The organism is Paenarthrobacter sp. NyZ202 (assembly GCF_049860755.1).
Lineage (GTDB): Bacteria > Actinomycetota > Actinomycetes > Actinomycetales > Micrococcaceae > Arthrobacter.
Genome location: NZ_CP187556.1, coordinates 3206108 through 3232703 on the forward strand (window position 1 = coordinate 3206108; position 26596 = coordinate 3232703).

36 protein-coding genes are annotated in these 26596 nt (G+C 62.8%); 4 read left to right on the forward strand and 32 right to left on the reverse strand.

Translation table 11 applies throughout. From position 1 onward, the window contains the following. The first annotated feature begins 3 nt into the window (after positions 1-3). The gene (locus ACPFL9_RS14845; protein WP_426003610.1) at positions 4-882 is read left to right on the forward strand and encodes a type II secretion system F family protein; all 879 of its coding nucleotides are present in this window, start codon (positions 4-6) and stop codon (positions 880-882) included. Positions 883-1024: 142 nt separating this feature from the next. On the opposite strand, the gene ACPFL9_RS14850 is transcribed toward ACPFL9_RS14845, so the two are convergent. The 8 genes from ACPFL9_RS14850 to ACPFL9_RS14885 all read right to left on the reverse strand — a co-directional run bounded on the left by ACPFL9_RS14850 (position 1025) and on the right by ACPFL9_RS14885 (position 6380). Next, entirely contained in the window at positions 1025-1915 is an 891-nt protein-coding gene (locus tag ACPFL9_RS14850; RefSeq protein ID WP_426003612.1) for a tRNA pseudouridine synthase A, read from the reverse strand. An 18-nt stretch (positions 1916-1933) separates the two neighbouring features. Beyond that, entirely contained in the window at positions 1934-2491 is a 558-nt protein-coding gene (gene rplQ / locus ACPFL9_RS14855; protein WP_426003613.1) for a 50S ribosomal protein L17, read from the reverse strand. Positions 2492-2557: 66 nt separating this feature from the next. Beyond that, the gene (locus ACPFL9_RS14860) at positions 2558-3568 is read right to left on the reverse strand and encodes a DNA-directed RNA polymerase subunit alpha (protein WP_347108054.1); all 1011 of its coding nucleotides are present in this window, start codon (positions 3566-3568) and stop codon (positions 2558-2560) included. Positions 3569-3715: 147 nt separating this feature from the next. Further along, a complete protein-coding gene (gene rpsK, locus ACPFL9_RS14865) occupies positions 3716-4117 on the reverse strand; it encodes a 30S ribosomal protein S11 (protein WP_021472435.1) in 402 nt (133 codons plus the stop codon). A 52-nt stretch (positions 4118-4169) separates the two neighbouring features. After that, on the reverse strand, positions 4170-4547 hold the full coding sequence (gene rpsM, locus ACPFL9_RS14870; protein WP_021472434.1) for a 30S ribosomal protein S13: 378 nt from the start codon (positions 4545-4547) through the stop codon (positions 4170-4172). A gap of 196 nt (positions 4548-4743) precedes the next feature. Further along, entirely contained in the window at positions 4744-4857 is a 114-nt protein-coding gene (gene rpmJ, locus ACPFL9_RS14875) for a 50S ribosomal protein L36 (protein ID WP_011775570.1), read from the reverse strand. A gap of 69 nt (positions 4858-4926) precedes the next feature. Next, positions 4927-5148 (reverse strand): translation initiation factor IF-1, encoded by a 222-nt coding sequence (gene infA / locus ACPFL9_RS14880; protein WP_009358723.1) that lies wholly within the window; start codon positions 5146-5148, stop codon positions 4927-4929. A 194-nt stretch (positions 5149-5342) separates the two neighbouring features. Next, complete coding sequence (locus tag ACPFL9_RS14885; protein ID WP_426003616.1) at positions 5343-6380, reverse strand: P1 family peptidase; 1038 nt, start codon at positions 6378-6380, stop codon at positions 5343-5345. A gap of 236 nt (positions 6381-6616) precedes the next feature. Here ACPFL9_RS14885 and ACPFL9_RS14890 point away from each other — a divergent pair, with 236 nt between their 5' ends. From ACPFL9_RS14890 to ACPFL9_RS14900, 3 genes are read left to right on the forward strand one after another with little or no spacing between them, the layout of a single operon-like run. Further along, positions 6617-7594 (forward strand): carbohydrate ABC transporter permease, encoded by a 978-nt coding sequence (locus tag ACPFL9_RS14890; protein ID WP_426003618.1) that lies wholly within the window; start codon positions 6617-6619, stop codon positions 7592-7594. Beyond that, a complete protein-coding gene (locus ACPFL9_RS14895; protein WP_426003619.1) occupies positions 7591-8499 on the forward strand; it encodes a carbohydrate ABC transporter permease in 909 nt (302 codons plus the stop codon). Before ACPFL9_RS14890 ends, ACPFL9_RS14895 begins: the two co-directional genes overlap by 4 nt. A 54-nt stretch (positions 8500-8553) precedes the next feature. Then, complete coding sequence (locus tag ACPFL9_RS14900; protein ID WP_426003621.1) at positions 8554-9900, forward strand: ABC transporter substrate-binding protein; 1347 nt, start codon at positions 8554-8556, stop codon at positions 9898-9900. 78 nt (positions 9901-9978) lie between these two features. Here ACPFL9_RS14900 and map read toward each other — a convergent pair whose 3' ends face one another. The 24 genes from map to rplB all read right to left on the reverse strand — a co-directional run bounded on the left by map (position 9979) and on the right by rplB (position 26591). Next, positions 9979-10806, reverse strand: a complete 828-nt coding sequence (gene map / locus ACPFL9_RS14905) for a type I methionyl aminopeptidase (RefSeq protein ID WP_426003622.1) — start codon at positions 10804-10806, stop codon at positions 9979-9981. Positions 10807-10836: 30 nt separating this feature from the next. After that, positions 10837-11748: an NAD-dependent epimerase/dehydratase family protein gene (locus ACPFL9_RS14910; RefSeq protein WP_426003623.1), complete on the reverse strand. Its 912-nt coding sequence runs from the start codon at positions 11746-11748 to the stop codon at positions 10837-10839. Further along, positions 11745-13550 carry a class I adenylate-forming enzyme family protein gene (locus ACPFL9_RS14915; protein WP_426003625.1) on the reverse strand — a complete coding sequence of 602 codons (1806 nt, stop codon included), beginning with the start codon at positions 13548-13550 and terminating at the stop codon, positions 11745-11747. The genes ACPFL9_RS14910 and ACPFL9_RS14915 overlap by 4 nt, the downstream gene beginning before the upstream one ends. After that, positions 13540-14715 (reverse strand): cytochrome P450, encoded by a 1176-nt coding sequence (locus ACPFL9_RS14920; protein ID WP_426003627.1) that lies wholly within the window; start codon positions 14713-14715, stop codon positions 13540-13542. Before ACPFL9_RS14920 ends, ACPFL9_RS14915 begins: the two co-directional genes overlap by 11 nt. After that, positions 14712-15509 carry a glycosyltransferase gene (locus tag ACPFL9_RS14925; protein ID WP_426003628.1) on the reverse strand — a complete coding sequence of 266 codons (798 nt, stop codon included), beginning with the start codon at positions 15507-15509 and terminating at the stop codon, positions 14712-14714. The genes ACPFL9_RS14920 and ACPFL9_RS14925 overlap by 4 nt, the downstream gene beginning before the upstream one ends. Further along, positions 15506-16558 carry a 3-oxoacyl-ACP synthase III family protein gene (locus ACPFL9_RS14930; RefSeq protein ID WP_426003630.1) on the reverse strand — a complete coding sequence of 351 codons (1053 nt, stop codon included), beginning with the start codon at positions 16556-16558 and terminating at the stop codon, positions 15506-15508. Before ACPFL9_RS14930 ends, ACPFL9_RS14925 begins: the two co-directional genes overlap by 4 nt. A gap of 107 nt (positions 16559-16665) precedes the next feature. After that, positions 16666-17235: an adenylate kinase gene (locus ACPFL9_RS14935; protein ID WP_426007591.1), complete on the reverse strand. Its 570-nt coding sequence runs from the start codon at positions 17233-17235 to the stop codon at positions 16666-16668. A 5-nt stretch (positions 17236-17240) separates the two neighbouring features. Beyond that, positions 17241-18551, reverse strand: a complete 1311-nt coding sequence (secY, locus tag ACPFL9_RS14940) for a preprotein translocase subunit SecY (protein WP_426003631.1) — start codon at positions 18549-18551, stop codon at positions 17241-17243. 186 nt (positions 18552-18737) lie between these two features. Beyond that, complete coding sequence (rplO, locus tag ACPFL9_RS14945) at positions 18738-19208, reverse strand: 50S ribosomal protein L15 (RefSeq protein WP_426003632.1); 471 nt, start codon at positions 19206-19208, stop codon at positions 18738-18740. Then, entirely contained in the window at positions 19208-19414 is a 207-nt protein-coding gene (gene rpmD, locus ACPFL9_RS14950) for a 50S ribosomal protein L30 (protein WP_115790334.1), read from the reverse strand. Before rpmD ends, rplO begins: the two co-directional genes overlap by 1 nt. A gap of 2 nt (positions 19415-19416) precedes the next feature. Next, positions 19417-20088, reverse strand: coding sequence for a 30S ribosomal protein S5 (gene rpsE / locus ACPFL9_RS14955; RefSeq protein ID WP_426003633.1), 672 nt, complete (start codon positions 20086-20088; stop codon positions 19417-19419). 29 nt (positions 20089-20117) lie between these two features. Further along, positions 20118-20501: a 50S ribosomal protein L18 gene (gene rplR, locus ACPFL9_RS14960; protein WP_397325847.1), complete on the reverse strand. Its 384-nt coding sequence runs from the start codon at positions 20499-20501 to the stop codon at positions 20118-20120. Between the two features lie 3 nt (positions 20502-20504). Further along, positions 20505-21041, reverse strand: a complete 537-nt coding sequence (rplF, locus tag ACPFL9_RS14965; RefSeq protein WP_426003635.1) for a 50S ribosomal protein L6 — start codon at positions 21039-21041, stop codon at positions 20505-20507. Positions 21042-21059: 18 nt separating this feature from the next. Beyond that, positions 21060-21458, reverse strand: coding sequence for a 30S ribosomal protein S8 (gene rpsH / locus ACPFL9_RS14970; protein ID WP_426003636.1), 399 nt, complete (start codon positions 21456-21458; stop codon positions 21060-21062). Between the two features lie 78 nt (positions 21459-21536). After that, positions 21537-22115 (reverse strand): 50S ribosomal protein L5, encoded by a 579-nt coding sequence (gene rplE / locus ACPFL9_RS14975; RefSeq protein ID WP_426003637.1) that lies wholly within the window; start codon positions 22113-22115, stop codon positions 21537-21539. Then, positions 22115-22474, reverse strand: coding sequence for a 50S ribosomal protein L24 (gene rplX / locus ACPFL9_RS14980; RefSeq protein WP_347108073.1), 360 nt, complete (start codon positions 22472-22474; stop codon positions 22115-22117). The genes rplE and rplX overlap by 1 nt, the downstream gene beginning before the upstream one ends. A 3-nt stretch (positions 22475-22477) precedes the next feature. Beyond that, positions 22478-22846, reverse strand: a complete 369-nt coding sequence (gene rplN, locus ACPFL9_RS14985) for a 50S ribosomal protein L14 (RefSeq protein WP_003803789.1) — start codon at positions 22844-22846, stop codon at positions 22478-22480. A 352-nt stretch (positions 22847-23198) separates the two neighbouring features. Beyond that, a complete protein-coding gene (gene rpsQ / locus ACPFL9_RS14990) occupies positions 23199-23495 on the reverse strand; it encodes a 30S ribosomal protein S17 (protein WP_144659419.1) in 297 nt (98 codons plus the stop codon). Then, positions 23492-23812: a 50S ribosomal protein L29 gene (rpmC, locus tag ACPFL9_RS14995; protein WP_021472413.1), complete on the reverse strand. Its 321-nt coding sequence runs from the start codon at positions 23810-23812 to the stop codon at positions 23492-23494. Before rpmC ends, rpsQ begins: the two co-directional genes overlap by 4 nt. A gap of 2 nt (positions 23813-23814) precedes the next feature. Continuing rightward, positions 23815-24231: a 50S ribosomal protein L16 gene (gene rplP / locus ACPFL9_RS15000; protein ID WP_021472412.1), complete on the reverse strand. Its 417-nt coding sequence runs from the start codon at positions 24229-24231 to the stop codon at positions 23815-23817. Continuing rightward, positions 24232-25053, reverse strand: a complete 822-nt coding sequence (rpsC, locus tag ACPFL9_RS15005; RefSeq protein ID WP_387435059.1) for a 30S ribosomal protein S3 — start codon at positions 25051-25053, stop codon at positions 24232-24234. Continuing rightward, the gene (rplV, locus tag ACPFL9_RS15010) at positions 25054-25419 is read right to left on the reverse strand and encodes a 50S ribosomal protein L22 (protein ID WP_426003639.1); all 366 of its coding nucleotides are present in this window, start codon (positions 25417-25419) and stop codon (positions 25054-25056) included. Between the two features lie 38 nt (positions 25420-25457). Continuing rightward, the gene (gene rpsS / locus ACPFL9_RS15015; protein WP_003803803.1) at positions 25458-25739 is read right to left on the reverse strand and encodes a 30S ribosomal protein S19; all 282 of its coding nucleotides are present in this window, start codon (positions 25737-25739) and stop codon (positions 25458-25460) included. A 12-nt stretch (positions 25740-25751) separates the two neighbouring features. Further along, positions 25752-26591 (reverse strand): 50S ribosomal protein L2, encoded by an 840-nt coding sequence (gene rplB, locus ACPFL9_RS15020; RefSeq protein ID WP_021472409.1) that lies wholly within the window; start codon positions 26589-26591, stop codon positions 25752-25754. Positions 26592-26596: the final 5 nt, after the last annotated feature.

Consider the following 26596-nt stretch of genomic DNA (forward strand, 5'->3'; position numbering starts at 1 on the left):
GTCATGAGTCCCATCGCATGGCTGATCATCGCTACCATCGTTCTTCCTGTCGCCTACTTCGTGTGGTCCTTGTCGGCCATAGACCGCAAGGGCGTCGTAGCCATTCACACGAATCTGGGGTCGGGCTTCGCCCAAGGTGCCGGAGTCAGTATTCAGCGCACACCGCTAATGCTCGGGGTGGCCCGCAAACTAACCCCGGGCAGTTACGAAGCCAAGATCGATCACTGGCTTGCTCTGGCCGGACGACCAAAATCCATGCCATTGACAAAGGTCATAGCGCTTAAGCCCACCCTGGCTCTTGCCGGCGCTGTGTTCGGCATTTTGCTGATTCTCGCCGGGCCAAGCCCCCTGAGCATCGGATTTACGCTGTTCCTGACGGCGTTGCTGTATTTTTTGCCGGACCTGCTGGTCTACAACACGGGCATTAAGCGTCAGGAAGCAATCCAACTGGAATTCGCCAATACCCTCGACCAGATGCTGATCTCCGTCGAAGCCGGCCTCGGCTTCGAAGCGGCAATTGAACGGGCCTCAACCTACGGGGCAGGACCGTTGGCGCATGAACTGATGCGCACCCTGCAGGACATTCAGGTGGGCCGGCCCAGACAGGAGGCCTACGAAGCTTTAGCAGAGCGCTGTGTGGCAGCCGATATCCGTAGCTTTGTGCTGGCTGTCATCCAGGCAGACAAATACGGCATCGGCATTGCCAACGTGCTTAGGGCCCAAGCCAAGCAGGCTCGCGTTAAACGGCGACAAGTTGCGGAAGAGAAAGCCATGAAACTGCCCGTCAAGGTACTTTTCCCGCTTCTCTTCTCCATCTTTCCGGTGCTCTTCATCGTCCTTCTCGGACCGGCTGTCATCAAAATCTTCGAGGCTTTCAGCTGAGCCTGGCCAGCGGGAAATAGACCGGCCCTCCGCGGATCCCAGACCGCGGACGGCCACAACGGCCCCCTTCCGGTACCCAGAGCCGGGAGGGGGTCCTCCAATGTCCGGGCCCAGCCACCCGGACCCGACCGTAGACAGCGGACTACTCCCGCTTGGCCCGCGTCAACTCCGCCCGGGCCAGCAACTCGTCATTGGATGGGTAGGCCACTTCTTCCAGGACCAACGGGTGCGGGGCCGCCAGCAAGGACTTCGGATCCCGGGCGCGGGCCAGCAACCGCTCGTGCAACCAGGCCGGAGGTTCCAGGCCCTCCCCCACCCGCAAGGTGGAGCCCACAAGGGAGCGCACCATGTTGTGGCAGAAGGCATCGGCCTGCACCGTGGCAACGATGATTCCGTCCGGACCGCGGTCAAAGGAGAAGCGCTGCAACTCGCGGATGGTGGTCGCACCTTCGCGGGGCTTGCAGTAGGAACGGAAGTCCTGCAGGCCAAGCAGCAGTGATGCCCCGGCGTTCATCAAGGCCACGTCCAATGGGACCTTATGCCACAGCGTGATCCCACGAAGCACCGGGTCCCAACGCTCGGTGCCGTCGGCAATCCGGTAGCTGTAACGACGCCACAGGGCTGAGAAGCGGGCGTCGAATCCGGCAGGCGCCAGACCGGCGTCGTGCACTTCGATGGAACCAGTGAGGTCGCCAAGAACCCGGCTCAACGCGCCGCGAAGGCGACGCAGCAGCGAAACGGAAGGATCGACGTCGTGCCCCCGCGTCAGACCGAACCACTCCGCGGAGGTGAAGTCGACGTGGACAACCTGCCCGCGGGCGTGGACGCCAGCGTCCGTGCGCCCCGCGACCGTGACCCGCACGGGCCGCCGCACCAACAACTCAAGTGCGTCCTCGAGCGCACCCTGGACAGTCAGAAGTCCCGGTTGCACGGCCCAGCCACTGAACGGACCACCGTCGTAAGAGAGGTCCATCCGGATACGCAAAAACCCGCCGCCCTCCGAAACGGGGGCAGCGGGTTTTTGTTGATTCATAGACCCAAGTCTACTGAATTACTTCTTGTCCTCTTCGGCCGGAGCCTCTTCGGTCTGAGCTTCTTCAGTCTCGGCTTCGGGGGCCTCGGCAGCTTCAGCTTCAGGAGCCTCAGCAGCTTCGGTCTCTACAACCTCTTCCTCAGCAGGAGCTTCGGCAGCCGGAGCAGCCTGGGCAGCAGCGGCAGAAGCTTCAGCAACTACAGCCTGCTTGGGGGAAACGGGCTCGAGAACGAGTTCGATGACAGCCATGGGAGCGTTGTCGCCCTTGCGGTTGCCGATCTTGGTGATACGGGTGTAGCCACCATCGCGGTTCTCAACGGCGCTGGCGATGTCGGTGAACAGCTCGTGGACGATGCCCTTGTTGCTGATCAGGCCGAGAACGCGGCGGCGGGAAGCAAGGTCGCCACGCTTGGCGAAGGTGACCAGACGCTCTGCGTACGGCTTGAGGCGCTTGGCCTTGGTAACCGTGGTGGTGATGCGCTTGTGCTCGAAGAGCGAAGCTGCCAGGTTCGCGAGCATCAGGCGCTCGTGAGCCGGGCCGCCTCCGAGGCGCGGACCCTTAGTGGGGGTAGGCATAGTTATTTCTCCTGTTGTGTAAGCCGGCCGGGTCCATCACTGGACCCGTCGACCAAGATCTGCTTGTTAGAGCTCGTCGTCGCTGAACGCGGCGTCGTCCTCTTCGATGGCTGCGGCGCGGGCTGCGAGATCGAAACCGGGAGGGGAGTCCTTCAGGGACAGACCCAGTTCCACGAGCTTTGCCTTGACCTCGTCGATGGACTTCGCACCGAAGTTGCGGATGTCCATCAGGTCAGCCTCGGAGCGGGCAACGAGTTCACCCACGGTGTGGATGCCCTCACGCTTGAGGCAGTTGTAGGAACGGACCGTCAGGTCCAGATCCTCGATCGGCAGAGCCATGTCAGCTGCCAGGGCAGCGTCTGTGGGCGACGGGCCGATCTCGATACCTTCAGCTGCGGTGTTCAGCTCACGGGCCAGACCGAACAGTTCCACCAGGGTGGTGCCTGCAGAAGCAACAGCGTCGCGCGGAGCGATAGCCTGCTTGGTCTCGACGTCGACAATGAGCTTGTCGAAGTCGGTGCGCTGCTCAACACGGGTAGCTTCCACGCGGAAAGTTACCTTCATGACCGGCGAGTAGATCGAGTCGACCGGGATACGGCCGATCTCGGAGTCGCCGGACTTGTTCTGAGCTGCCGAAACGTAGCCACGGCCGCGCTCGATGGTCAGTTCGAGTTCGAACTTGCCCTTCGAGTTCAGGGTGGCAATGTGCAGATCCGGGTTGTGGAATTCGACGCCGGCCGGCGGAGCGATGTCCGCGGCGGTGACGACTCCGGGGCCCTGCTTGCGCAGGTACGCAACAACCGGCTCATCGTGCTCGGAGGAAACCGAAAGGTTCTTGATGTTCAGGATGATCTCGGTGACATCTTCCTTGACACCCGGAACCGTGGTGAACTCGTGCAGCACGCCATCGATCCGGATGCTGGTAACAGCGGCACCGGGGATGGAGGAGAGCAGGGTACGGCGGAGGGAGTTTCCGAGGGTGTAACCGAAGCCCGGCTCCAGCGGTTCAATGATGAAACGGGAGCGGTTCTCGGCTACAACTTCTTCAGACAGGGTGGGGCGCTGTGCAATGAGCACTTAGGTTTCCTTTCAGCGAGCATCCGCTATATGACGCAACACAGGTGGTGGAAATCGGCTTCGGTTTCCAGCCTGACCAGCCGGACCATGCTTGCGAAAGGACAACCCTTCACAAGCAGGCCCGGCCGTCAGGCAGGTAGAACCTAATTAGACGCGGCGGCGCTTCGGCGGGCGGCAACCGTTGTGGGCGCTGGGGGTGACGTCCTGAATGGAGCCAACCTCGAGGCCGGCAGCCTGAAGCGAACGGATTGCGGTTTCGCGTCCCGAACCCGGGCCCTTGACGAAAACGTCAACCTTGCGCAGACCGTGCTCCTGGGCGCGCTTTGCAGCAGCCTCAGCAGCCATCTGGGCAGCGAACGGGGTGGACTTACGGGAGCCCTTGAAGCCAACCTCACCGGCGGAAGCCCAGGAGATCACAGCGCCAGTCGGGTCCGTGATGGACACGATGGTGTTGTTAAAGGTGCTCTTGATGTGCGCCTGTCCAAGCGCAATATTCTTCTTATCCTTGCGACGCGGCTTACGGACCGCTCCACGAGTCTTCGGGGGCATTGTTTCTCCTACAGAAAGTTATCGGGGGAAAACCAGGTCAATCCCTTTGGGATTAACGTCCGGCCTTCTTCTTGCCGGCGACGGTGCGCTTCGGGCCCTTGCGGGTACGAGCGTTGGTCTTCGTACGCTGACCGCGTACGGGCAGGCCCTTGCGGTGGCGCAGGCCTTCGTAGCTGCCGATCTCAACCTTGCGGCGGATATCAGCGGCTACCTCGCGGCGAAGGTCACCCTCAACCTTGTAGTTGCCTTCAATGTAGTCACGCAGCTGGACCAGCTCGGCGTCAGTCAGGTCCTTGACGCGAACGTCAGGGCTGATGCCGGTGGCAGCCAGGGTTTCGTGTGCACGGGTCTTGCCCACGCCGTAGATGTAAGTAAGCGCAATTTCCAACCGCTTTTCGCGGGGAATGTCTACGCCAGCGAGACGAGCCATAGTGGCGGTACTCCTTGAATAAACCGGAGGTCGTAGGCAGTACACCCGCACTGTCAGTGCGGCCCCAGCCTCCGACCGGGGGTACGCTGTCCGGGCTCTGTACTTCTGTCCCAGCTCAGCTTGTGCTGCCTTTATTTACTTGCGTGGGTTAGCAACCCAGGTTTGCCCTTGCGGGCGCTGATTCCCTTGCGGGGAATTAGCCCTGGCGCTGCTTGTGGCGCGGGTTCTCGCAGATCACCATGACCCGGCCGTTACGGCGGATCACTTTGCACTTGTCGCAGATCTGCTTGACGCTCGGCTTGACCTTCATGGCGTTCCTTTGCGTGTTTTGCAGTTGATCTGCTGGAGCGGCGCGGGACATGCCCTGCCGCCCAGCAATTTACTTGTAGCGGTAGACGATACGACCACGTGTGAGGTCGTATGGGCTCAGCTCCACCACTACGCGGTCCTCGGGGAGGATTCGAATGTAGTGCTGACGCATCTTCCCAGAGATGTGTGCGAGCACGATGTGCTTGTTGGTCAGCTCAACACGAAACATCGCGTTGGGCAGCGCCTCAGTCACAACGCCCTCGATCTCAATGACCCCGTCCTTCTTGGCCATATCCTCCGCTAACTGTTGTTTGCCGCAGTCCTCCGGTAGGCACCGGCGATCCAGCGGACGTTTTTTGTTTGCTTGGCCCTCTTGGAACCACCACACCAAAAAGGGCGTGGCTGTACAGACAACCAACAGACAACTTTACGCCACTGAAGCGTGAAAGTTAAATCCGTTCATGGTAGCGCACCTTTTCCGCCCCGTCACTCCCCCGCGTGCCGGTAGGCAGGGAAGCTGCCGGCCGCCGTCGTGATGCTTTCAGCCGACGTGACGCCGTCCAGAATCGCCAGCCGGACGGCTTCTGCCGCGGCGCTTTGGAGCGTGATGAGTGAGACCTGCCGCGCCTGCTCACTGCTGCGGTCAAGCCCGACGGCGCCAGTCGCCAACGCGAACACGGTGTCACCGTCGGCGAGGGTGTGGGAAGGATCAAGCGCCCGGGCCAGCCCCGCGTGGCCCGACGAAGCAGTCCGCCTGCACTCCGCTACATCCAGAATTGCATTCGTAGCGATGACGACAAGCGTGGTGTTGAGTCCCTGAGGTGGGGCCAGCGGGTCTGCGACCCTCTGCGCGCTCGGTCGTTCCTCCCCAACGGCCCCCTCGCCTCGCAAGCTCGGCCAGGGAACCCCGCCGTCGTGGCCCCACCTTAGACGCGCGCTGGCGGGTCCCAGCCCCACTGGCATCCCGAGCGCGTTAACCACCGCCAGCGCACCTACAATGACGCCACGGTCAAGCGTGATCGAGGATGTACCTATTCCGCCCTTGAACTGCCCTCGGGCAACAACGGCACCGGTTCCCGCACCAACGTTTCCACGCACGACGGCGGCATGGTCGCCTGAGGCAAAGGCTGCGGCGGCTGCCTGGTAGCCCATGTCCTCGTCGGGTCGGGCGCGCACGTCGCCACCGCGTCCGAGGTCGAAGATGGCCGCCGCCGGGACTATCGGAACCACGGTCCCGGGAACGGCGAAACCCCTCCCTTGCTCCTCGCACCATCGCTGGGCCCCATGGGCGGTTACCAGGCCGAAGGCGCTCCCACCGGTGAGGACCACGGCATCCACTGTGGATACGAGCGTCGTTGGATCCAACGCGTCAGTCTCATGCGTCCCCGGGCCCCCACCCCGGACATCCACCGATCCCACGGTTCCAGGCGGCGGAAGCACGACGGTCACGCCACTGAGCCACCCCCCGCCAGCCTTTTGCGAGTGTCCAACCCTTATTCCGGGAACATCGGTGATCGCCTTCATGGCTCCATTCTCCACTGGCTGGCTTCGCGGCCAAGGCCGGTGGAAGTGGGAGCCAAGCCTCGAATCCCAACTCCGGAGTAACGGCGAGTAAACGGGTCCGGAAGTGTCAGCCAACTATCGGTACTGTGGCCGGTTTTGGCCCGCCCAGGGCCTTGCGCTGTGGTGAGCTAGGGCTGTCTCCCGCCGCCCCGATCCGGGCCGGCACCTAAAAGTTCGCCTCACAACGTAAGTGATCCATGACTACCCGACTCGTTTACCGCCGCGCTGGAACTGGGGCCGCACCGGGCACCGTGCCGCCTGAACTCAGGCCTGCACCTGTCCGCGCCGCCAAACGCTGGTCCGGCCGCAGCCGCAAGGATTTCCTCGTCTTCCTGGCCATGGCCCTGCCAAACCTGGCCCTGATCGCTACCTTCACATACTGGCCGCTGATCAACAACATCTACTACTCCACGCTGGACTGGACGTTGGGTTCGGCTTCGGCAACAGTGGTGGGCCTGCAAAACTACGTCACGTTCTTCGCCAGCGAGGATGCCTCCAAGGTCCTTGGAACCACGGCAGTCTTCACAGTGGTTACCGTCGGCGGTTCCATGGTGCTGGGCTTGCTCGTGGCACTGGCACTTAATTCGAACGTCCGCGGCACCACGTTTGCCCGTTCGGCGGTATTCGCACCCTATGTCCTGTCCGGGGTGGGCGTCGGCCTGGTGTGGCTGTTCATCTTCGATCCCGGTTACGGCGTGCTCGCATGGATCCTCCGTGGGCTCGGACAGCAGAGCCCCCAGTGGATCAACGACCCCCAGCTTTCACTGGCGATGGTCATCATTGTCTACGTCTGGAAGAACCTCGGGTACTGCGCCGTGGTGTACCTCGCCGGCCTGCAGTCGCTGCCGCGCGACGTCATGGAGGCCGCAGCACTGGACGGGGCCAACAGCATCCGGCGCTTCTTCAACATCTCGGTGCCGCTGCTCTCCCCCACCACGTTCTTCCTGCTGATCACCACCATGCTCAGTTCCCTGCAGGCATTCGACCTCATCCGCATCATGACGCCGCTCGGGAACGGTACCAGCACACTGATCTACGAGGCCTACCTCCAGGCGTTCGGCGCCTACAACAGGGCAGGCTACTCGGCCGCCATCTCGGTGACCCTCTTCGCAATCCTGCTGGTCATCACTGTCCTCCAACTGCGCTTTGTTGAGCGAAAGGTCCACTACTCATGAGCGCGCAGTCTCCCGCCGCCGTCGTTCCTCCCCTCGAACCACACCAAGAGCCGCCGCGCGCCAGGCCGCTGTCCGCAGCCAACCTGGTCAAAACCCTGGCAACCGGCTACATCCCGCTCATCATTGCCACGTTGGTGGTATTCCTCCCCCTGCTCTGGATGGTGCTCAGTTCCTTCAAACAGCCCGGCGAGATCGTGACCACGGACCTGAAGATCCTGCCGGAGTCGCTCAACCTTGAGAACTACGCCACGGCCATGACCACGGTGCCGTTCGCGCAGTTTTTCACCAACAGTCTGATCGTCACGGCGGTTGGGTCATCCATCAAGGTGGTCCTGGCAATCCTCACCGCCTACGCGCTGGTGTTCGTCCGGTTCCCCTTCAAGAACGTGATTTTCGTGCTGATCCTGGTGGCGCTCATGGTGCCGGCGCAGGTCTCCATCCTGCCCAACTACATCCTGATCGCGGGCATGGGCGGGAAGAACACGCTGTGGGGCATCATCCTCCCCGGTCTTGGCACGGCATTCGGCACCTTCCTGCTCCGGCAGCATTTCCTGACCCTGCCGCCCTCCATCCTGGAAGCCGCCGAGATCGACGGCGCCGGGCATTGGCGGCGATTGTGGCAGATCATTGTCCCCGTCTCCCTGCCATCGGTGGCCACCGTGGCCTTGGTGACGGTGGTCAGCGAATGGAACGACTACATCTGGCCGCTCATCATCACCGACCGACCCGAAACCATGACGCTGCCGGTCGGCCTGACCCTGCTCCAGAACTCCGAGGGCAACGGGGCAGGCTGGGGCATCCTCATGGCGGGTGCTGTCCTGGTGATCGTGCCCATCCTGTTGGTCTTCGCCGCGCTGCAGCGCTACATCGTCGCCGGACTGACGCAAGGCAGCGTCACCGGCTAACACTCTCCACCCGCACTATTTCGCATCTACGCACGTCATTTGAGAGGAAGCACCATGCGCACGAATCTTGACCGTCGGCATTTCCTTGGCCTTGCAGGCTTCGGCGCCGGAACAGCAGCCCTGGCAGCCTGCGGTGGGCCGTCGACGGCGGGTCCCGGAACCGCCGTCGAAACGGCTGCCATCGACTTCAGCGGCGTCAAGCCCGCCGCCTCCATCGATTTCTGGACCAACCACCCCGGCAAGTCCCAGGACGTGGAGAAGTCCATCATCGATAAATTCCACGCGAAGTTCCCCGACATCAAGGTGAACCTTGTCACCGCAGGTGCCAACTACGAGGAGATCGCCCAGAAGTTCCAGACCTCCCAGGCGGCAAAGACCGGACTGCCCGGCCTGGTGGTCCTCTCCGACGTTTGGTGGTTCCGGTACTTCTCCAATGGCAGCATCATTCCCCTTGACGGGTTGGTGAAGCAGCTCGACATCAAGCTGGACGACTTCCAGAAGTCCCTGGTTGACGACTACCAGTACGACAACCAGCAGTGGGCCCTTCCGTATGGCCGGTCCACCCCCTTGTTCTACTACAACAAGGACCACTTCAAGGCGGCAGGCCTGCCGGACCGGGCGCCGGCAACGTGGCAGGAATTCGCCGAATGGGCGCCAAAGCTCAAGGCAACCTCGGGCGCCCAGTACGCCTACATCTACCCTGCACTGGCCGGTTACGCCGGGTGGACGCTGCAGAACAACCTGTGGGGCTGGGGCGGCAGCTGGTCCAAGGACTGGGACATCACCTGCGATTCAGAGAAGGCCGTTGCCGCGCTGCAGTGGGCGCAGGACTCCATCTACAAGGATGGTTGGGCCGGCGTTTCTTCCAAGGAGGCTGCCGACGACTTCGCCGCCGGCATCACCTCCGCCACCATTTCGTCCACGGGCTCTCTGCTGGGCGTGCTCAAGGCGGCCAAGTTCAACGTTGGCGTCGGCTTCCTCCCCGGCGGCCCTGAGGTCACCTCGGGCGTCTGCCCCACCGGCGGTGCAGGACTGGGCATTCCGAGCGGCATCAGCAAGGAGGAGCAACTTGCGGCCGCCACGTTCCTGAAGTTCATGACGGAACCGGACAACACGGCGGCTTTCTCGGCCGCTACCGGGTACATGCCCACGCGTCTGTCGGCCGACATGTCCGCCGTGCTTGCTGCCACGCCGCAGATCAAGACCGCGATGGACCAGCTGGCCGTCACCCGCGTCCAGGACAACGCACGCGTGTTCCTGCCCGGCGCCGACCAGGAGATGGCCAAGGCCGCCGCAAAGATCCTCACCCAACAGGGCGACGTCAAGGCGACCATGACGGAGCTCAAGAAAACCCTTGAGGGCATCTACACCAAGGATGTGAAGCCGAAGTTGAAGGCGTAGCCCTTCTGACAAAGCAAGGAAGCGCGGGGCTGCCAGTGGTCCAATAACCACGGCAGCCCCGCGCCTGTCCTGTTGTTGCTAAGGGATCGGAACGGGCACGACGCCGAGCGGCGCCAACTTTTCTGCCCCGCCATCAGGTGCGGACAGGACCCAGATACCCTTCTCATGGACGGCTACGGAGTGCTCCCACTGGCAGGAGCGCTTGCCGTCGGTAGTCACCACGGTCCAGTCGTCATCCAGGGTGGCGGTCTCAATGCCTCCGCGTACAAGCATCGGCTCGATCGCCAGGCACAGTCCCGGGCGGATCTTCGGTCCCCGGTGGTTTGTCCGGTAGTTCAGGACGTCGGGCGCCATGTGCATTTCGGAGCCGATGCCGTGGCCGACGTAGTCCTCCAGGATTCCCAGCGGCTTGCCCGGCACCGAGGAAACGTAGTCATCAACGGCATTGCCGATGTCGCCCACGAACTTGCCCTTGGCCAGGGCCGCGATGCCCCTCCACAGGGCAGCTTCCGTCACGTCGGAAAGACGCTGGTCTTCGGGGTCCGCCGTGCCCACGATCACGGTGCGGGCAGAGTCCGAGTGCCACCCGTCCACGATGCAGCCACCGTCGATGGAAATGATGTCACCGTCTTCGAGGACCCGGCCTCCGGGGATCCCATGCACCACTTCCTCGTTCACGGAGGTGCAGATGGTGGCAGGGAAGCCGTGATAGCCCAGGAAATTGGACTTTGCTCCGGCATCATTGAGGACCGCCGCAAAGACGTCGTCCAGGTCCTTGGTGGTGACTCCTGCCTTGGCAGCTGCGACAGCAGCATCGAGTGCCCGGCTGAGGACCAACCCGGCTTCCTGCATTTTCCGCATTTGCTCGTTCGTCTTGTATTCGATGCGGGGCTGACCGAACGCCATGTTCTCCTCTAAAGATTCCTGTGGAGCCGGTCAGGCCCCACGCTCCAACCATTTTCCCGCATCAAGGAGCGTGGTCGAAATTGGCTCGATTCCCAGGTCCCCGCGCAGCCGGTCAAGACGGTAGGTCCGCTCCATCCCGAGCTGGCTCACGGCATAGCGGGTCAGGCGGGGAGCCTTGCCCGTGGCGGCGGCTGCAGCTTCTGAGCCAACAGCAAGAGCCATGGCCACGGAGTAGGGAACGTACCGGATACCCACGTGCTGGTGGCCGGTGGCGTCGAGGACCTGGCGCAGCACGCCCCCCAGCTCCACCGGGGCTGCGTCAGCCACATTCACTGCCCCGCGGATTCCGGCGCAGCACGCTGCCAGCACGGCGCGGACCAGGTTGTCGATGTGTGTCAGCTGGTGGCTCACATCCTCATGGCCGACGGTCATAAGGTGGTTTCCGCGGATGTTGGCGACGAGCCGGGGCAGGAGGGTCCGGTCCCCTGGACCGTAGACGCCGTGTGGGCGCAGGACCACTGAGTTCGCGTGGCGGCGTGCTTCAACATCTGCGAGCGCCTTGCTGCGTCCATACGCGCCGAGGTGCCGGGAAGCTACTTCTTCTTCCGCCCGGTTGGAACACGGCGTCCACCACGGATAGACACTGGAGCTCGAGACGTGGACCAGGCGGGTCCCCGCGTACGCCTCCGCCACTGCGCGGGTGCCGTGGACATTCGCCCGGTGAAAGATTCCCGGGTCACCCCAGTCGGCCACATGCGCCGCTGCATGAACGACGGCGTCTACCGCAGGCAGGTGCGCCGGTGGCACCCCGGCGAGGTCCCAGTACGTCAGCGAGGGTCCGCGACGACGCGCAAAGCGCACCACCTCCCAGCCCCGGGCTTCGGCGGCTGAAGCGACCGCTCCCCCTATGAACCCCGTGGCTCCCGTCACGGCGATCCTCATGGCGTGCCCCTGTCCCCGCCCGCGGGTCTTCCCGCGACGAGCGACCTCAGTGCCTGCCGGTCAGGTTTCCTGTGCCGGCCGCTCACGGGGATGGAGCTGACCTGTTCGATGCGGTCCGGCAGGGCAGACTCGTCGATCAGCCGTGGAAGTTCCTTCCCAAGCCTTGCGAGCAGCGTTTTCGCGGACACGTCCGGGGCGGGCACCACTGCCAGAACTACGGCTTCGTCTCCTATGGCATCCGCGACCCCCACCATGGCGGCCGCACGGACGCCCGGGATCGAGAGGATGAGCGGCTCATACAGCGCGGGGTAGATGTTGGTCTTTCCCCGGATGATCATGTCCTTCTTGCGCCCGATCATCACCAACCGTGGCGGTCTCGTGCCGCCGTCGTCTGTCCCGTCACCCGCTGTGTTTCCCGGGCCGCTTCCGGCGGGTCCGTAGTCGAGCCGCACCAGGTCACCGGTGGCGTGTTCCACCATCGGTTCCCCGCCAAGATACCCGCGGCACATGTTGGGACCGCTCGCGTACAACTCGTGGTCTTCTCCCACGCGGATTACGACGGCGGGCAGCGGCTCACCCAGGAAGTCACCTTCGCCGCTTCCATCGGGGGCCGTGAACCCGGCATCGGTTCCGCTGGCGAAGGCCAGCTTCTCCCGCCCGTCGGCGATTGCGATGGGAAGGAGCTCGGTCATTCCGTAGATGAGCTTGAAGTCGACCCCTGGAAGCAGTCCCATGGCCCGTTTGAGGAACGGCGCCAGCACCGGAGCGGCCCCCAGCATCACGGTCTTGAGCGAGCCTGGGAGCACCACCGTGCCCTCCTCTACCGCGTCCAGGATCGGAGCCAACTGGGATGGCACAAGGAACAGGTGAGTGGCGGCGTCGTAAGGGCCTGCCGCCCCGGCCACAGGACCAAGCTCAGCGGCCAGGCGAAGGGGGTCGATGTGGGACGAGAACCCGTACCCGGGCATGGTCCAGTGTGCACCTGCAATGAGCGCCGGCAATCCCATCATCAACTGTTCGGAGTGGATGCGGTCACCAGGTCCGAAAATGCACTTCCGGGACAGCTGGTCGAAACCCGCCGCCAGTGAACCCCGGGTGTGCACCACACCTTTCGGAGCGCCCGTGGTGCCGGAAGTGAAGATGATGACCGCCTCCTGGCCGGCATCCTTCTCCGCATCCCACTGAAGCGAACCGTGGTCGCTGTGTTCCCGGGCCAGGCGCCTGACGGGTGTCGCCCGTGCCGGAACCCCCGGCAGCCACGGGCCCGAGTAGTAGTGCCGGACTTTCATGGCACCGTAGTCCGGCAACAGCAGGCCCCTTCGGCGGGCCAACGGACGGAGCGGGCTCTTGGTGCTGAGCGCATACAGGAGCGACTCTGCCGCTGCCCAGCGCGGCGCCGCCAGTTCGGCGCGGTCATGGAACAGTGAGGGGCCAATACCCGGATCAATGAAGACCACGGAACCACCGGCCCGGACTGCCCCGAGGGCCAGGGTAAAAGCGGCCGGGCTGGGACGGACCGAAAAGAGCATCCGCTCCCCAGCGCCGAAACCGTCTGCCGCCAGGCTTCGCGCTGTCGCTTCGATCCCGTCCACCAGTTCCCTGTAGGTCATGGTGGACCCGGGCCTCGTCCTGCCCGGCTTCCGCCCAAGGCGAGGGACTGCCCTGCCCGGCGCCGTGATGGCAGGGCTGTCCGGGTTCCTTTCCGCGGCGGCATAGACCGCTGCGATGAGGTCCACGGCGGTCTGCGTCCCTGGTGTGGTGGCCGTTGTCGCCGTCGGGGCCGACGTCACATCACCGGGCATTGGCCACCTCCAAGCTGCTGTAGCCGGGAATCAACACTCGCCTGCTTACCCGCCGGGACGCAATCACCCAAGGTCGCTGGGCGTGGCGGTCCAGCAGAACCTGCAGCACCGCGTTGATCTCCGCCATGGCCAGCGGCATGCCGATGCAAAAATGTGGACCGGCACCAAACCAGAGTTGGCGCGCTGCACCGGGCACCGGCTGTCCGGGATCAAAACCGCCGAGGCTTTTGGACGCATGGATGGTGGACAGCAGGATCCTGTCGCCCTGGCGGACGGTTATGCCACCAAGCCTGGAGGCCGCCGTGGAGTCGCGGAGCATCATGGGCGAGGGAACGGTGTAGCGCAGCGCTTCCGTGACAGCAGCCGGAAGCCCGTCCCGGTTTTTCACCAGGCCCTCCAGCCGTCCGCTGTCAGCCAGCAAGGCAATCAGCCTCGGCACAAAGGACACCAGTGTTTCCGTGCCCACCATGACAAAAGCGCTGATGATCCCCATGGCCTCCTCCTCCGACATGCCCAGGCTGCGCAGCCGGCCAGGGAAGCTGCCGGGATCGCTGTCACGGTAGGCGGCCTTCGCCGGCCCCGCCAGCACCTCGACGGCGGCCCTGCCCTTGGCGGCTTGGCGTGCGGTCAGGGTGGGACGCCCCAGACGAACGAGCGAAGAAATGGACGAGCCGAGGTTGTACAGTTCCCTGTCCGGCAGGCGCCCGGGAGCATCTTCCGGAATCCCGAGGAGGCGGGAGATGACTCCCCCGGCAAGCTCCTTGACGCAGTCCACCAGGTCCGCCCGGGCACCGGCATCCAGCTCACGATCGACCCTGGAGCGCAGTGCCTGGCCAGCAGGTTCCACGATCCCGGACACCTGCCCCGGAGTGAACAAATCGGCCAGCTTCCGCCGCAGTTCGCGATGCTCCGGTCCGTCCATGTTGACTAGCGCCCGGGGTCCAACCACGGGCGTCCAGAGCGCTCCTGATCCTGACGGGCCGTTCTTGACGAAACGCTCCCCGTCCATCAGCACCTGGCGGATCAGCGCGGCGTCACTGACCAACACCCCCAGCCCAGGAAGCCGCATCACCGGCCGGAGACTGCCCAAACCGCGAATCAGCGGGTAGAGGACAGGATGGGCAGCAAGGTGCACCTTCTGTTCCCAGTGCCCGGCCTCGATCATCGGATATCCACGTGGTCGGGCCGGTACCTGTGGTCCGCGTACCAGGCGAGGGTGTTCTTCAACCCCCAGGCTTTCACCCTGCGTGAGGAACCATGGACCACCACGTCACGGCGAAGGGCATAGTTGCGGGTCAGCTTGCGGACTCTGTTGGATAAGGCCCGGTCCTCGTGGAGGTCCTCGATCCGGGACCGGGGAAAGCCTCCTGACCGGGTGTACATCTCCGCGGTGATTGCCATGTTGCAACCCGGCAGCATCTGGTACGGCCCCAGGTAGCCCTCCCCCTTGTTACCAGGCCGGATGCGGCCAAAGAAAGATGCCACCTCCACGGCCAGGAGCATCGTGCGGCGCTCCCACGCGGTGATGCCCTCATCGTCACGCGGAATCAGTTGGCCCGCAATCAGTTCCAGCCCGTCGCCAAAGGCCTGGACGATCCGTGCCGTCCACGTGGGCTCGGGCAGGCAATCCGCATCGGTGCGCGCCAGCCATTGCGCTCCGTGATCCACACCGAAACGCATGCCGGTGTCTGCTGCCGCGCCGGTGCCTTTCTCGGGATCGTGAACCAGCCGCACATCCAGCCACGGATGCGCCGCGGCAAAACGGGCCACAATCCCACAACTGTCGTCGGTGGATCCGTTGTCCACCACCACCACGCTGAAGGCCCGGTACTCCTGGGCCGCCAAAGCTTCCAGCGTCTGCAGTACCAGTTTCTCCTCGTTAAGCATGGGAACTGCAATGCACAGACGCTGGACTGGTGCCGTGCTGTCCAACTGCGGGTTCCGTGCCGAAAGTGTCACAGCCGCACCACGGCCATGCCCAGGCTCACCCCGCCGGCAAGACCAACCAGGGCCACCAGATCACCGGGTGCGCAACGTCCAGTGTCCATGGCCACTTTCAACTGCAGGGGAAGACTGGCCGAGGCCAGGTTGCCGAACTCTTCCACGGTGGGCACCAGGAGTTCGGGGGCGACCCCGGCACGCGCTGCGAAGATCTCACGGTAGGGGGCGCTCACCTGATGCACACACACCACCGCGAAGTCGCTCCACTGCAATCCCATCCGGTCGAGGGTGTCATCGAGGATCCCGCATCCCAGGTCAAGGAACGCATCCTTGAGCTTTTCCCCATCCATGCTGAAGTAGCTGGCCTCAGGATCCCTGGGATATGCCGAGCCACCTGCGGCGAGGGTCCCCACGGACCAATGGCTGCTCTTGGCGGTGAAAGCGGTGGCGAGGACACCCTCCGGACCTGCTGCAGCATCACCCTGCTCCCCGGCAGGTGGTACGGCTTCCAGCAGCAAGGCAGCCCCGCCGTCGCTCATGGTGTAGCCGGGGAAGCTCGACGTAAAAGTCGCGAAGTCAGGAACCGCCCACCGGACAGCCCGTGACGGGGCTTCCCCTGTAACCACCATGACCCGGCTGTAGCGGCCCGACGCAATCAGGGCGTCTGCCACTTCCAGTCCGTTGAGGAAGCTGTTGCAGGCATTCTTGACGTCCATCACCGGGCAGGACAACCCCAGCTTGGCTGCCGCCATATGGGCCGTGGCCGGTTCCACCATGTCCTGGCTGGCGGAGGCGAAAATGAGGAGCCCGATGTCCGTAGCCTGCAGCCCGCATTGGGCCAGCAGCTTGGCAGCGGCATGCGCCGCCAGGTCCGAGGCCTGCTCTGTGTCCGCCATGACACTGCGGGTCCTGATCCCGGTGACCCGGTGGATCAGGCCCCTGGGAACGCGGAACCCTGGACTCGACTCCGCGATGCGTTGTTCGACGGCGGAAGTGTCCAGGCGCGCTGGAGGAAGATAGACCTCCAAACCTGCCATCCTGCTGCGTCCGGAAAGAGCTTCCTGCATGCGGTCCCCCACTGTATGCCGCCAACGAAAAGGGTGTGTCCCGCACCCATGGTACGGGACACACCCTCTGCTCCAGCGTCGGCTGACCGGCTATGTGGAAAAGCTGCCTAGACGGCCTTGGCGGATTCGATTGCGGTCAGGACGCGGTCCGTGACCTCGTCGATCCCGCCGATACCGTCCACCTGCGTGAGGATGCCACGCTCGGCGTACTTGGCAACAACGGCCTCGGTCTGCTCGTGGTAAAGGTCCAACCGGTGGCGGATGACGGCCTCGTTGTCGTCTGAGCGTCCGGTTTCCTTGGCACGGCCAAGGAGGCGGCTTACCAGTTCTTCGTCGTCGGCGGTCAGCTGGAGCACGACGTCGAGCTCCTGCTGGCCCTCGGCGAGGATCTGGTCCAGGTAGTCCACTTGGGCGGTGGTACGGGGGTATCCGTCCAGAAGGAAGCCGTTCTCCACATCGCTTTCGCTGAGGCGGTCCCGGACCATCTTGTTGGTCACGCTGTCCGGAACAAAGTCCCCGGCGTCCATGTACTTCTTGGCTTCGATACCCAGCGGGGTCTCGCCCTTGACGTTGGCACGGAAGATGTCGCCGGTGGAGATGGCCACCACGCCCAGCCGCTCGGAAATCCGCTCAGCCTGCGTACCCTTACCCGAACCCGGAGGTCCAATGATCAGCATTCTCGTCATCGCAAAAGCCCTTCGTAGTGACGTTGTTGTAGCTGCGCATCAATCTGCTTGACGGTTTCCAGGCCGACGCCCACCATGATCAGGATTGAGGTGCCACCGAACGGGAAGTTCTGGTTGGCGTTGATCAGGACGAGTGCGACCAGCGGAATCAACGCCACGAAGCCCAGGTAGAGGGCTCCAGGCAAAGTGATCCTGGAAAGCACGTACTGCAGGTAGTCCGCGGTCGGTTTACCCGCCCGGATGCCCGGAATGAACCCGCCGTACTTCTTCATGTTGTCCGACACTTCTTCAGGGTTGAAGGTGATGGCCACGTAGAAGTAGGTGAAGAAAACAATCATGGCGAAGTAGAGCGCCATGTAGATGGGATGGTCGCCGCGGGTGAGGTTGTTGTTGATCCATTCAACCCACGGAGCGATCGGCTCCCCTGCCTGCGGCTGGTTGAACTGTGCAATCAGGCCCGGCAGGTACAGCATGGAGGAGGCAAAGATGACGGGCACGACGCCGGCCATGTTCACCTTGATGGGGATGTAGGTGCTGGTGCCCCCAACGGTGCGTCGCCCGATCATGCGCTTGGCATATTGAACGGGAACACGACGCTGCGACTGCTCCACGAAGACCACTAGGGCGACTGTCAGGAGACCGACCGCCAGCACCGTGAAGAAGGTACCCGGTCCCTTGGACTCCCAGATGGAACCGAGCGAACCCGGGAAGCTCGCCGCAATGGACGTGAAGATGAGCAGGGACATGCCGTTGCCCACGCCCTTTTCCGTGACAAGCTCGCCCATCCACATGATGAGGCCCGTACCGGCGGTCAGCGTGATGATGATCAGGATGGTGGCGATGATGCTTTCATCCGGAATGATCGGCAGGTTGCACCCCGGCAGCAGCTGGCCCGAACGCGCCAACGACACCAGGGTGGTGGCATTCAGGAGGCCCAGGGCGATGGTCAGGTACCGGGTGTACTGCGTCAGCTTGGACTGACCGGAGGAGCCTTCCTCATACAGCTGCTGGAACCGCGGAATGACCACGCGGAGCAACTGCACGATGATGCTCGCCGTAATGTAGGGCATGATGCCCAAGGCAAAAACCGACACCTGCAGCAACGCACCGCCGCTGAACAGGTTCACCAGCTGGTAGATGCCCTGCGAGGTATCACCGTTGATCAAGCATTGCTGGACATTCTGGTAGTTCACACCAGGCGAGGGGATGAAAGCTCCCAAGCGGAAGATTGTGATGATTCCCAGCGTGAACAACAACTTGCGTCGCAAATCGGGCGTCCGAAACGCCCGTCCGAATGCGCTGAGCAAGCGTCCTCCTGAGTTTAAGTACAAGGATGTGAGTGGGCTCATTGAAACCCAACAACCGAGTCTAGCTGCTTGTGACGCCGTCGTAATAATCGAGAGTCCACAACCAGCAAAAAAATCCCGGCATACAGGGCCTGTGGCCCCGCATGCCGGGATCTTTATTACTGTGGGCAAACGCCCCACAGACTCTTAGAGAGCCGTGGTGCTTCCGCCTGCAGCAGCGATCTTTTCAGCAGCGCTGGAAGAGAAAGCGTGGGCGGTGACGTCAACCTTGACGGTGATGTCGCCGGTGCCCAGCACCTTGACGGGCTGGTTCTTGCGAACGGCGCCCTTCTCAACCAGGGACTCGACGGTGACAGCGCCACCTTCGGGGAAGAGCTCGTTCAGCTTGTCCAGGTTAACAACCTGGAATTCAACCTTGAACGGGTTCTTGAAGCCGCGCAGCTTCGGCAGGCGCATGTGCAGCGGCAGCTGGCCGCCGGCAAAGCCAGCCTTTACCTGGTAGCGGGCCTTCGTACCCTTGGTACCGCGACCAGCGGTCTTACCCTTGGAGCCTTCACCACGACCCACACGGGTCTTGGCGGTCTTGGCACCCGGGGCGGGACGCAGGTGGTGGACCTTCAGAGCGTTCTGCTTCTCAGCGGTCTCGTTCTCTGCCATTACTTCGCCTCCTCTACATTCACGAGGTGCGGAACCGTGTTGAGCATGCCAACAGTCACGGCGTCAGCGGTACGGACAACGGTGTGTCCGATGCGCTTCAGGCCGAGCGACCGAAGGGTTTCGCGCTGGTTCTGCTTGGCGCCAATGACGCCCTTGATCTGGGTGATCTCCAACTTGGCGTCGGAGGGAGTCAGGTTCTTAGCCATGACTAGACACCTGCCTTCTGGTTCTGGAGCGCACGCACCAGGGCAACCGGAGCGACCTCGTCCAGCGGCAGGCCACGGCGGGCAGCCACGGAAGCGGGCTCTTCGAGCTGCTTCAGGGCGTCAACGGTCGCGTGAACGATGTTGATCGCGTTGGAGGAACCGAGCGACTTGGAGAGGATGTCGTGGATACCCACGCACTCCAATACCGCACGGACCGGACCACCGGCGATAACACCGGTACCGGCGGAAGCCGGACGCAGCAGGACAACGCCTGCAGCAGCCTCACCCTGCACGCGGTGCGGGATGGTGTTGCCAACGCGCGGAACGCGGAAGAAGGACTTCTTGGCCTCTTCAACGCCCTTGGCGATAGCAGCGGGAACTTCCTTGGCCTTGCCGTAGCCGACGCCGACCAGACCGTTGCCGTCACCGACGACCACCAGGGCGGTGAAGCTGAAGCGACGACCACCCTTGACGACCTTGGCAACACGGTTGATGGTTACAACGCGCTCTACGAACTGGCTCTTCTCGGCCTCGCGACCGCCGTCGCGGCCACCACGGCCACCACGATCGCCGCGGCCCTGGCCACGCTCGCCGCGCTCGCCACGACGGCCGCCGCGGCGGTCCTCGGTAGCGGCAGCGGTCTCAGTTGCTTCAGCAGCTACAGCTTCAGTCACCTGAATGTCCTTTTCGTTGTTTTCAGCGGTCACAGTGCCAGCCCACCTTCACGTGCACCGTCAGCGACGGCGGCGATGCGGCCGTGGTACTTGTTACCGCCACGGTCGAAGACAACAGCTTCGATACCGGCAGCCTTGGCACGCTCGGCAACGAGCTCGCCGACGCGCTTGGCCTTGGCAGTCTTGTCTCCGTCGAATGCGCGCAGGTCAGCTTCCAGGGTGGAAGCCGAAGCCACGGTAACGCCCTTGCTGTCGTCGACAACCTGAACGAACACGTGACGTGCCGAGCGGTTGACGATCAGGCGGGGACGAACAGCGGTACCCGTGATGCGCTTGCGGATACGAAGCTGGCGACGGCTGCGGGCAGCAGACTTGCTCTTGTTCGAACGCTTCTTGTTAATTGCGATGGCCATGGTTTACTTACCAGCCTTTCCGACCTTGCGGCGGATGACCTCGCCGGCGTAACGGACACCCTTGCCCTTGTAGGGATCGGGCTTGCGCAGCTTGCGGATGTTGGCAGCAACTTCGCCAACTTGCTGCTTGTTGATACCCGAAACGGAGAGCTTGGTGGGGCCCTCTACCGCGAAAGTGATGCCTTCCGGAGCAGAGACGTTCACCGGGTGGCTGTAGCCCAGAGCGAACTCCAGGTCAGCACCCTTGGCCTGAACACGGTAACCGGTACCGACGATTTCAAGCTTCTTCTCGTAGCCCTCGGTGACACCCACGATCATGTTGGAGATCAGGGTGCGGGTCAGGCCGTGCAGCGAACGCGAGTTGCGCTCGTCGTTCGGGCGGGTGACCGTCAGGGTGTTCTCTTCCAGGGAAACCTCGATCGGGCTGGCCACAGTGTGGCTCAGCTCGCCCTTGGCACCCTTGACGCTGATGACGGAGCCATCAAGCTTGACTTCAACGCCGGCGGGAACGGTGATGGGGAGACGTCCAATACGTGACATTATTCTCTTCCTCTCCCGTTACCAGACGTACGCGAGGACTTCGCCGCCCACGCCCTTCTTGCCGGCCTGCTTGTCAGTCAGGAGGCCGGAAGAGGTGGACAGGATTGCGATACCCAGGCCACCCAGCACGTGAGGCAGGTTGGTGGACTTCGCGTAAACGCGGAGACCGGGCTTGGAGATGCGGCGGACACCAGCGATCGAACGCTCGCGGTTCGGACCGAACTTCAGGCTGATGGTCAGCTTCTTGCCAACCTCTGCGTCCTCTTCCTTCCAGTCGGCGATGAAGCCTTCTGCCTTCAGGATGTCGGCGACGCGTGCCTTCAGCTTGCTGTACGGCATGGTGACGGAGTCGTGGTATGCCGAGTTTGCGTTGCGCAGACGCGTAAGCATGTCTGCGACAGGATCTGTCATAGTCATTTGGGCTATAGCCCTTCCTCGTAACGGTTTCCGCGGTGCCGGCTCTTAGGAGCTGGCACGGCCGGACCTGTTACGTAGTTAGTCTTCAGTCTTGAACGGGAAACCAAGCGCCTTGAGCAGCGCGCGGCCTTCGTCGTCGGTCTTGGCAGTGGTGACGACCGTGATGTCCATACCGCGGACGCGGTCGATGGAGTCCTGGTCGATTTCGTGGAACATAACCTGCTCGGTCAGACCGAAGGTGTAGTTGCCGTTGCCATCGAACTGCTTGCCGTTGAGGCCGCGGAAGTCACGGATACGCGGCAGGGCCAGCGATACCAGACGGTCCACGAATTCCCACATGCGGTCTCCACGCAGGGTTGCGTGTGCACCGATCGGCATGCCTTCGCGCAGCTTGAACTGTGCGATCGACTTGCGGGCCTTGGTTACCTGCGGCTTCTGGCCGGTGATCAGGGTGAGGTCGCGGACAGCGCCGTCGATCAGCTTGGAGTCCTTGGCGGCATCTCCAACACCCATGTTCACAACGACCTTCACCAGGCGGGGAACCTGGTTCACGTTCGCGTAGTTGAACTCGTCCTGCAGGGACTTCTTGATGGTCTCTGCGTACTTCGTCTTCAGACGAGGAACGATCTTCACTGGAGTCTCGAGAGTCTCAGTCATCAGATGTCCTTCCCGGTGGCCTTGGACACGCGGATACGAACGGTCTTGGTGCGGCCGTCCTTCTCAACGGTGTCGAGACGGAAACCAACGCGGGTCGGCTTCTTGGTCGACGGGTCAACCAGGGCAACGTTGGACACGTGGATCGGGGCTTCAACAACCTCGATGCCGCCGGTCTTGGTGCCGCGCTGGGACTGACCAACCTTGGTGTGCTTGGTGACGCGGTTGATTCCTTCTACCAGCACGCGGTTGGTGGCGGGGAATACGCGCAGGACCTTGCCCTGCTTGCCGCGGTCGCCGCCGCGTTCCTGCTTGGCGCCGGTGATGACCTGAACGAGGTCACCCTTCTTGATCTTAGCCATGGACTAGAGCACCTCCGGGGCCAGCGAAACGATCTTCATGAACTTCTTGTCGCGAAGTTCACGACCAACCGGGCCGAAGATACGGGTACCGCGGGGGTCACCGTCGTTCTTCAGGATCACAGCTGCGTTCTCGTCAAACTTGATGTAGGAACCATCCGCACGGCGGCGTTCCTTCTTGGTACGAACGATGACGGCCTTGACGACGTCACCCTTCTTTACGTTGCCGCCAGGGATAGCGTCCTTGACGGTTGCGACGATGACGTCGCCAATGCCTGCGTAGCGACGGCCGGATCCACCGAGAACGCGAATGGTAAGGATTTCCTTAGCACCCGTGTTGTCGGCGACCTTCAGTCGCGACTCCTGCTGAATCAATTTTTACTCCTTGCGTCGCGCTGGTTCTCAGACCGAAAACATGCATACGGAATGAGCCTTGCGGAACGGTTGATCGGGGTGTCTCTGGACCTGCCTGGATTTTGCCAGAACAGGCCTAAACGCCCGTGCCACGAGCATCAGCTTCCCTTGCAGGAAAACCCTGCGCGGGGCAGTATGCAGTGGCACGATTGTTTACGAGGTAGTCGATGGCACACAAATGGCGCCATACAAACTCAAAATCTTAGCATGCTTTCGGGCCATACCATAACCGGCCGGGAAAGCGGAAGGGCCCGCGCTCCATACGGAACGCGGGCCCTTCCAGTAAACCTGCCGGGCATGCCCGGCGCGGGATTTACTTGGCCTTTTCGAGGATCTCCACCAGGCGGAACCGCTTGGTAGCGGACAGCGGGCGGGTCTCGGCGATCAGAACGAGGTCGCCGATGCCGGCGGTGTTCTGCTCGTCGTGAGCCTTGATCTTCGAAGTGCGGCGAATAACCTTGCCGTACAGAGCGTGCTTCACGCGGTCTTCAACCTCGACAACGATGGTCTTTTCCATCTTGTCGGAGACTACGTAGCCGCGACGCGTCTTACGGTAACCGCGCTGTTCAGCGCTGGCTGCTGCTTCCGTCACGTTTTCCTTCTCGCTCACTTGGCGTCCTCTCCAGCTTCAACCTCGGCAGTTTCAGCCTTGGCAGCCTTCTTGGACTTCTTTTCTTCCTTGGCTTCCACAACCGGTGCGGCAACCTCGGCACGAATGCCCAGCTCGCGCTCACGAAGCACGGTGTAGATGCGTGCGATGTCCTTCTTTACCGCGCGCAGACGACCGTGGTTCTCCAGCTGGCCGGTGGCGGACTGGAAACGCAGGTTGAACAGCTCTTCCTTGGACTTGCGGAGTTCTTCAACGAGACGCTCGTTGTCGAAACCGTCCAGCTGTGCGGGTGCGAGATCCTTCGACCCTACTGCCATTTCTATTCACCACCTTCGCGACGCACAATGCGTGCCTTCAACGGGAGCTTGTGGATTGCCAGGCGCAGTGCCTCGCGAGCTACCTCTTCATTGACACCGGAGAGTTCGAACAGAACCCGGCCCGGCTTGACGTTTGCGACCCACCACTCCGGGGAACCCTTACCGGAACCCATACGGGTTTCAGCAGGCTTCTTGGTCAGCGGACGGTCCGGGTAGATGTTGATCCAGACCTTACCGCCACGCTTGATGTGGCGGGTCATCGCGATACGGGCGGATTCGATCTGACGGTTGGTAACGTATGCCGGGCTCAGTGCCTGGATACCGTACTCACCGAAGGTGACCTTGGTGCCGCCCGTAGCAGCCCCGGAACGACCCGGGTGGTGCTGCTTACGGTGCTTGACTCGACGTGGGATAAGCATTTAAGCCTGTCCTCCTTCTGCTGCAGGAGCAGCAGCTTCAGCGGCCGGTGCTTCAACGGCAGCAGGTGCTGCCTCAGCTGCCGGACGGTCGTTACGACGACGGCGGTCGCCACCCGGGCGGCCCGGACGGTCTCCACCACGGCCACGGGACGGGGCAGCAGCTGCCTGCTGGGCCAGTTCCTTGGCGGTGACGTCACCCTTGTAGATCCAAACCTTCACACCGATGCGGCCGAAGGTGGTCTTGGCTTCGTAGAAGCCGTAATCGATGTTCGCGCGGAGGGTGTGCAGGGGCACACGGCCTTCGCGGTAGAACTCCGAACGGGACATTTCTGCCCCGCCCAGACGGCCCGAGCAAGCAACACGGATACCCTTGGCACCCGCACGCTGTGCGGACTGCATGGCCTTCTTCATCGCACGGCGGAAAGCCACGCGGGAAGTCAGCTGCTCAGCGATGCCCTGGGCAACCAGCTGTGCTTCGATCTCGGGGTTCTTGACCTCGAGGATGTTCAGCTGTACCTGCTTGCCGGTGAGCTTTTCGAGCTCGCCGCGGATGCGGTCTGCCTCGGCGCCGCGGCGGCCGATAACGATGCCCGGACGTGCCGTGTGGATGTCCACGCGGACGCGGTCGCGGGTGCGCTCGATCTCAACCTTGGCGATGCCTGCGCGCTCCATGCCCGTGGACATGAGCTGACGGATCTTGATGTCCTCGCGGACAAAGTCCTTGTAGCGCTGGCCCGGCTTGTTGCTGTCAGCGAACCAGTGCGAAACGTGGTCGCTGGTGATGCCGAGTCGGAACCCGTGCGGGTTTACTTTCTGTCCCACTTAGCGAGCCTCCTCTTTCTCCGGGGTTGCGACGACCACGGTGATGTGGCTGGTCCGCTTCTTGATGCGGTATGCGCGGCCCTGGGCACGCGGCTGGAACCGCTTCATGGTGGGGCCCTCATCAACGAATGCTTCGCTGATGAAGAGGTCGGTCTCGTCGAATGCAACGCCGTCGCGGTCCGCGAGGACGCGTGCGTTGGCCATTGCCGACTGAAGTACCTTGAAGACCGGCTCCGAAGCTGCCTGCGGGGCAAACTTCAGAATTGCCAGAGCCTCATTCGCTTGCTTGCCACGAACAAGGTTGACGACGCGCCGGGCCTTCATAGGCGTTACGCGGATGTGACGCGCAATTGCCTTGGCTTCCATTGCTTTCCTTCTCTCGTCTAAGACGTAAAGCCAGGCGCCTAGCGGCGCTTGCCCTTACGGTCGTCCTTAACATGGCCGCGGAATGTCCGCGTCGGAGCGAATTCGCCGAGCTTGTGCCCGACCATCGACTCAGTGACAAACACCGGAATGTGCTTGCGTCCGTCGTGTACGGCGATCGTGTGTCCGAGCATGTCGGGGATGATCATCGAACGGCGGGACCAGGTCTTGATGACGTTCTTGGTGCCCTTCTCGTTTTCCCGTGCGACCTTCACAAAGAGGTGCTGGTCAACGAAAGGACCTTTTTTCAGGCTGCGTGGCATGTGTCCAGGCTCCTATCGCTTGTTCTTGCCAGTACGGCGGCGACGAACAATAAGCTTGTCGCTCTCTTTGTTCGGACGGCGGGTGCGGCCCTCGGGCTTGCCGTTGGGGTTGACGGGGTGACGGCCACCGGAGGTCTTGCCTTCACCACCACCGTGCGGGTGGTCAACCGGGTTCATGGCTACACCACGGACGGTCGGGCGGACGCCCTTCCAGCGCATACGGCCGGCCTTGCCCCAGTTGATGTTCGACTGCTCGGCGTTGCCGACCTCGCCGACGGTTGCGCGGCAGCGCACGTCAACGTTGCGGATTTCGCCGGAGGGCAGGCGCAGCTGTGCAAAGCGGCCTTCCTTGGCGACGAGCTGGACCGAAGCACCTGCGGAGCGGGCCATCTTGGCGCCGCCACCCGGACGCAGTTCAACTGCGTGGATCACGGTACCGACGGGGATGTTGCGCAGCGGCAGGTTGTTGCCCGGCTTGATGTCAGCGTCGGGACCGGCCTCGACGAAGTCACCCTGGGACAGCTTGTTCGGAGCGATGATGTAACGCTTGGTGCCATCAACGTAGTGCAGGAGGGCGATGCGAGCCGTACGGTTCGGGTCGTACTCGATTTCGGCAACGCGGGCGTTGATGCCGTCCTTGTCGTGACGACGGAAGTCGATCAGACGGTACTGGCGCTTGTGTCCACCACCCTTGTGGCGGGTGGTGATCTTACCGGTGTTGTTACGGCCGCCGGTCTTGTGCAGCGGACGCAGCAACGACTTTTCCGGAGTCGACCGCGTGATTTCAGCGAAGTCGGCTACGCTCGAGCCGCGACGGCCCGGGGTAGTCGGCTTGTATTTACGGATTCCCATAATTT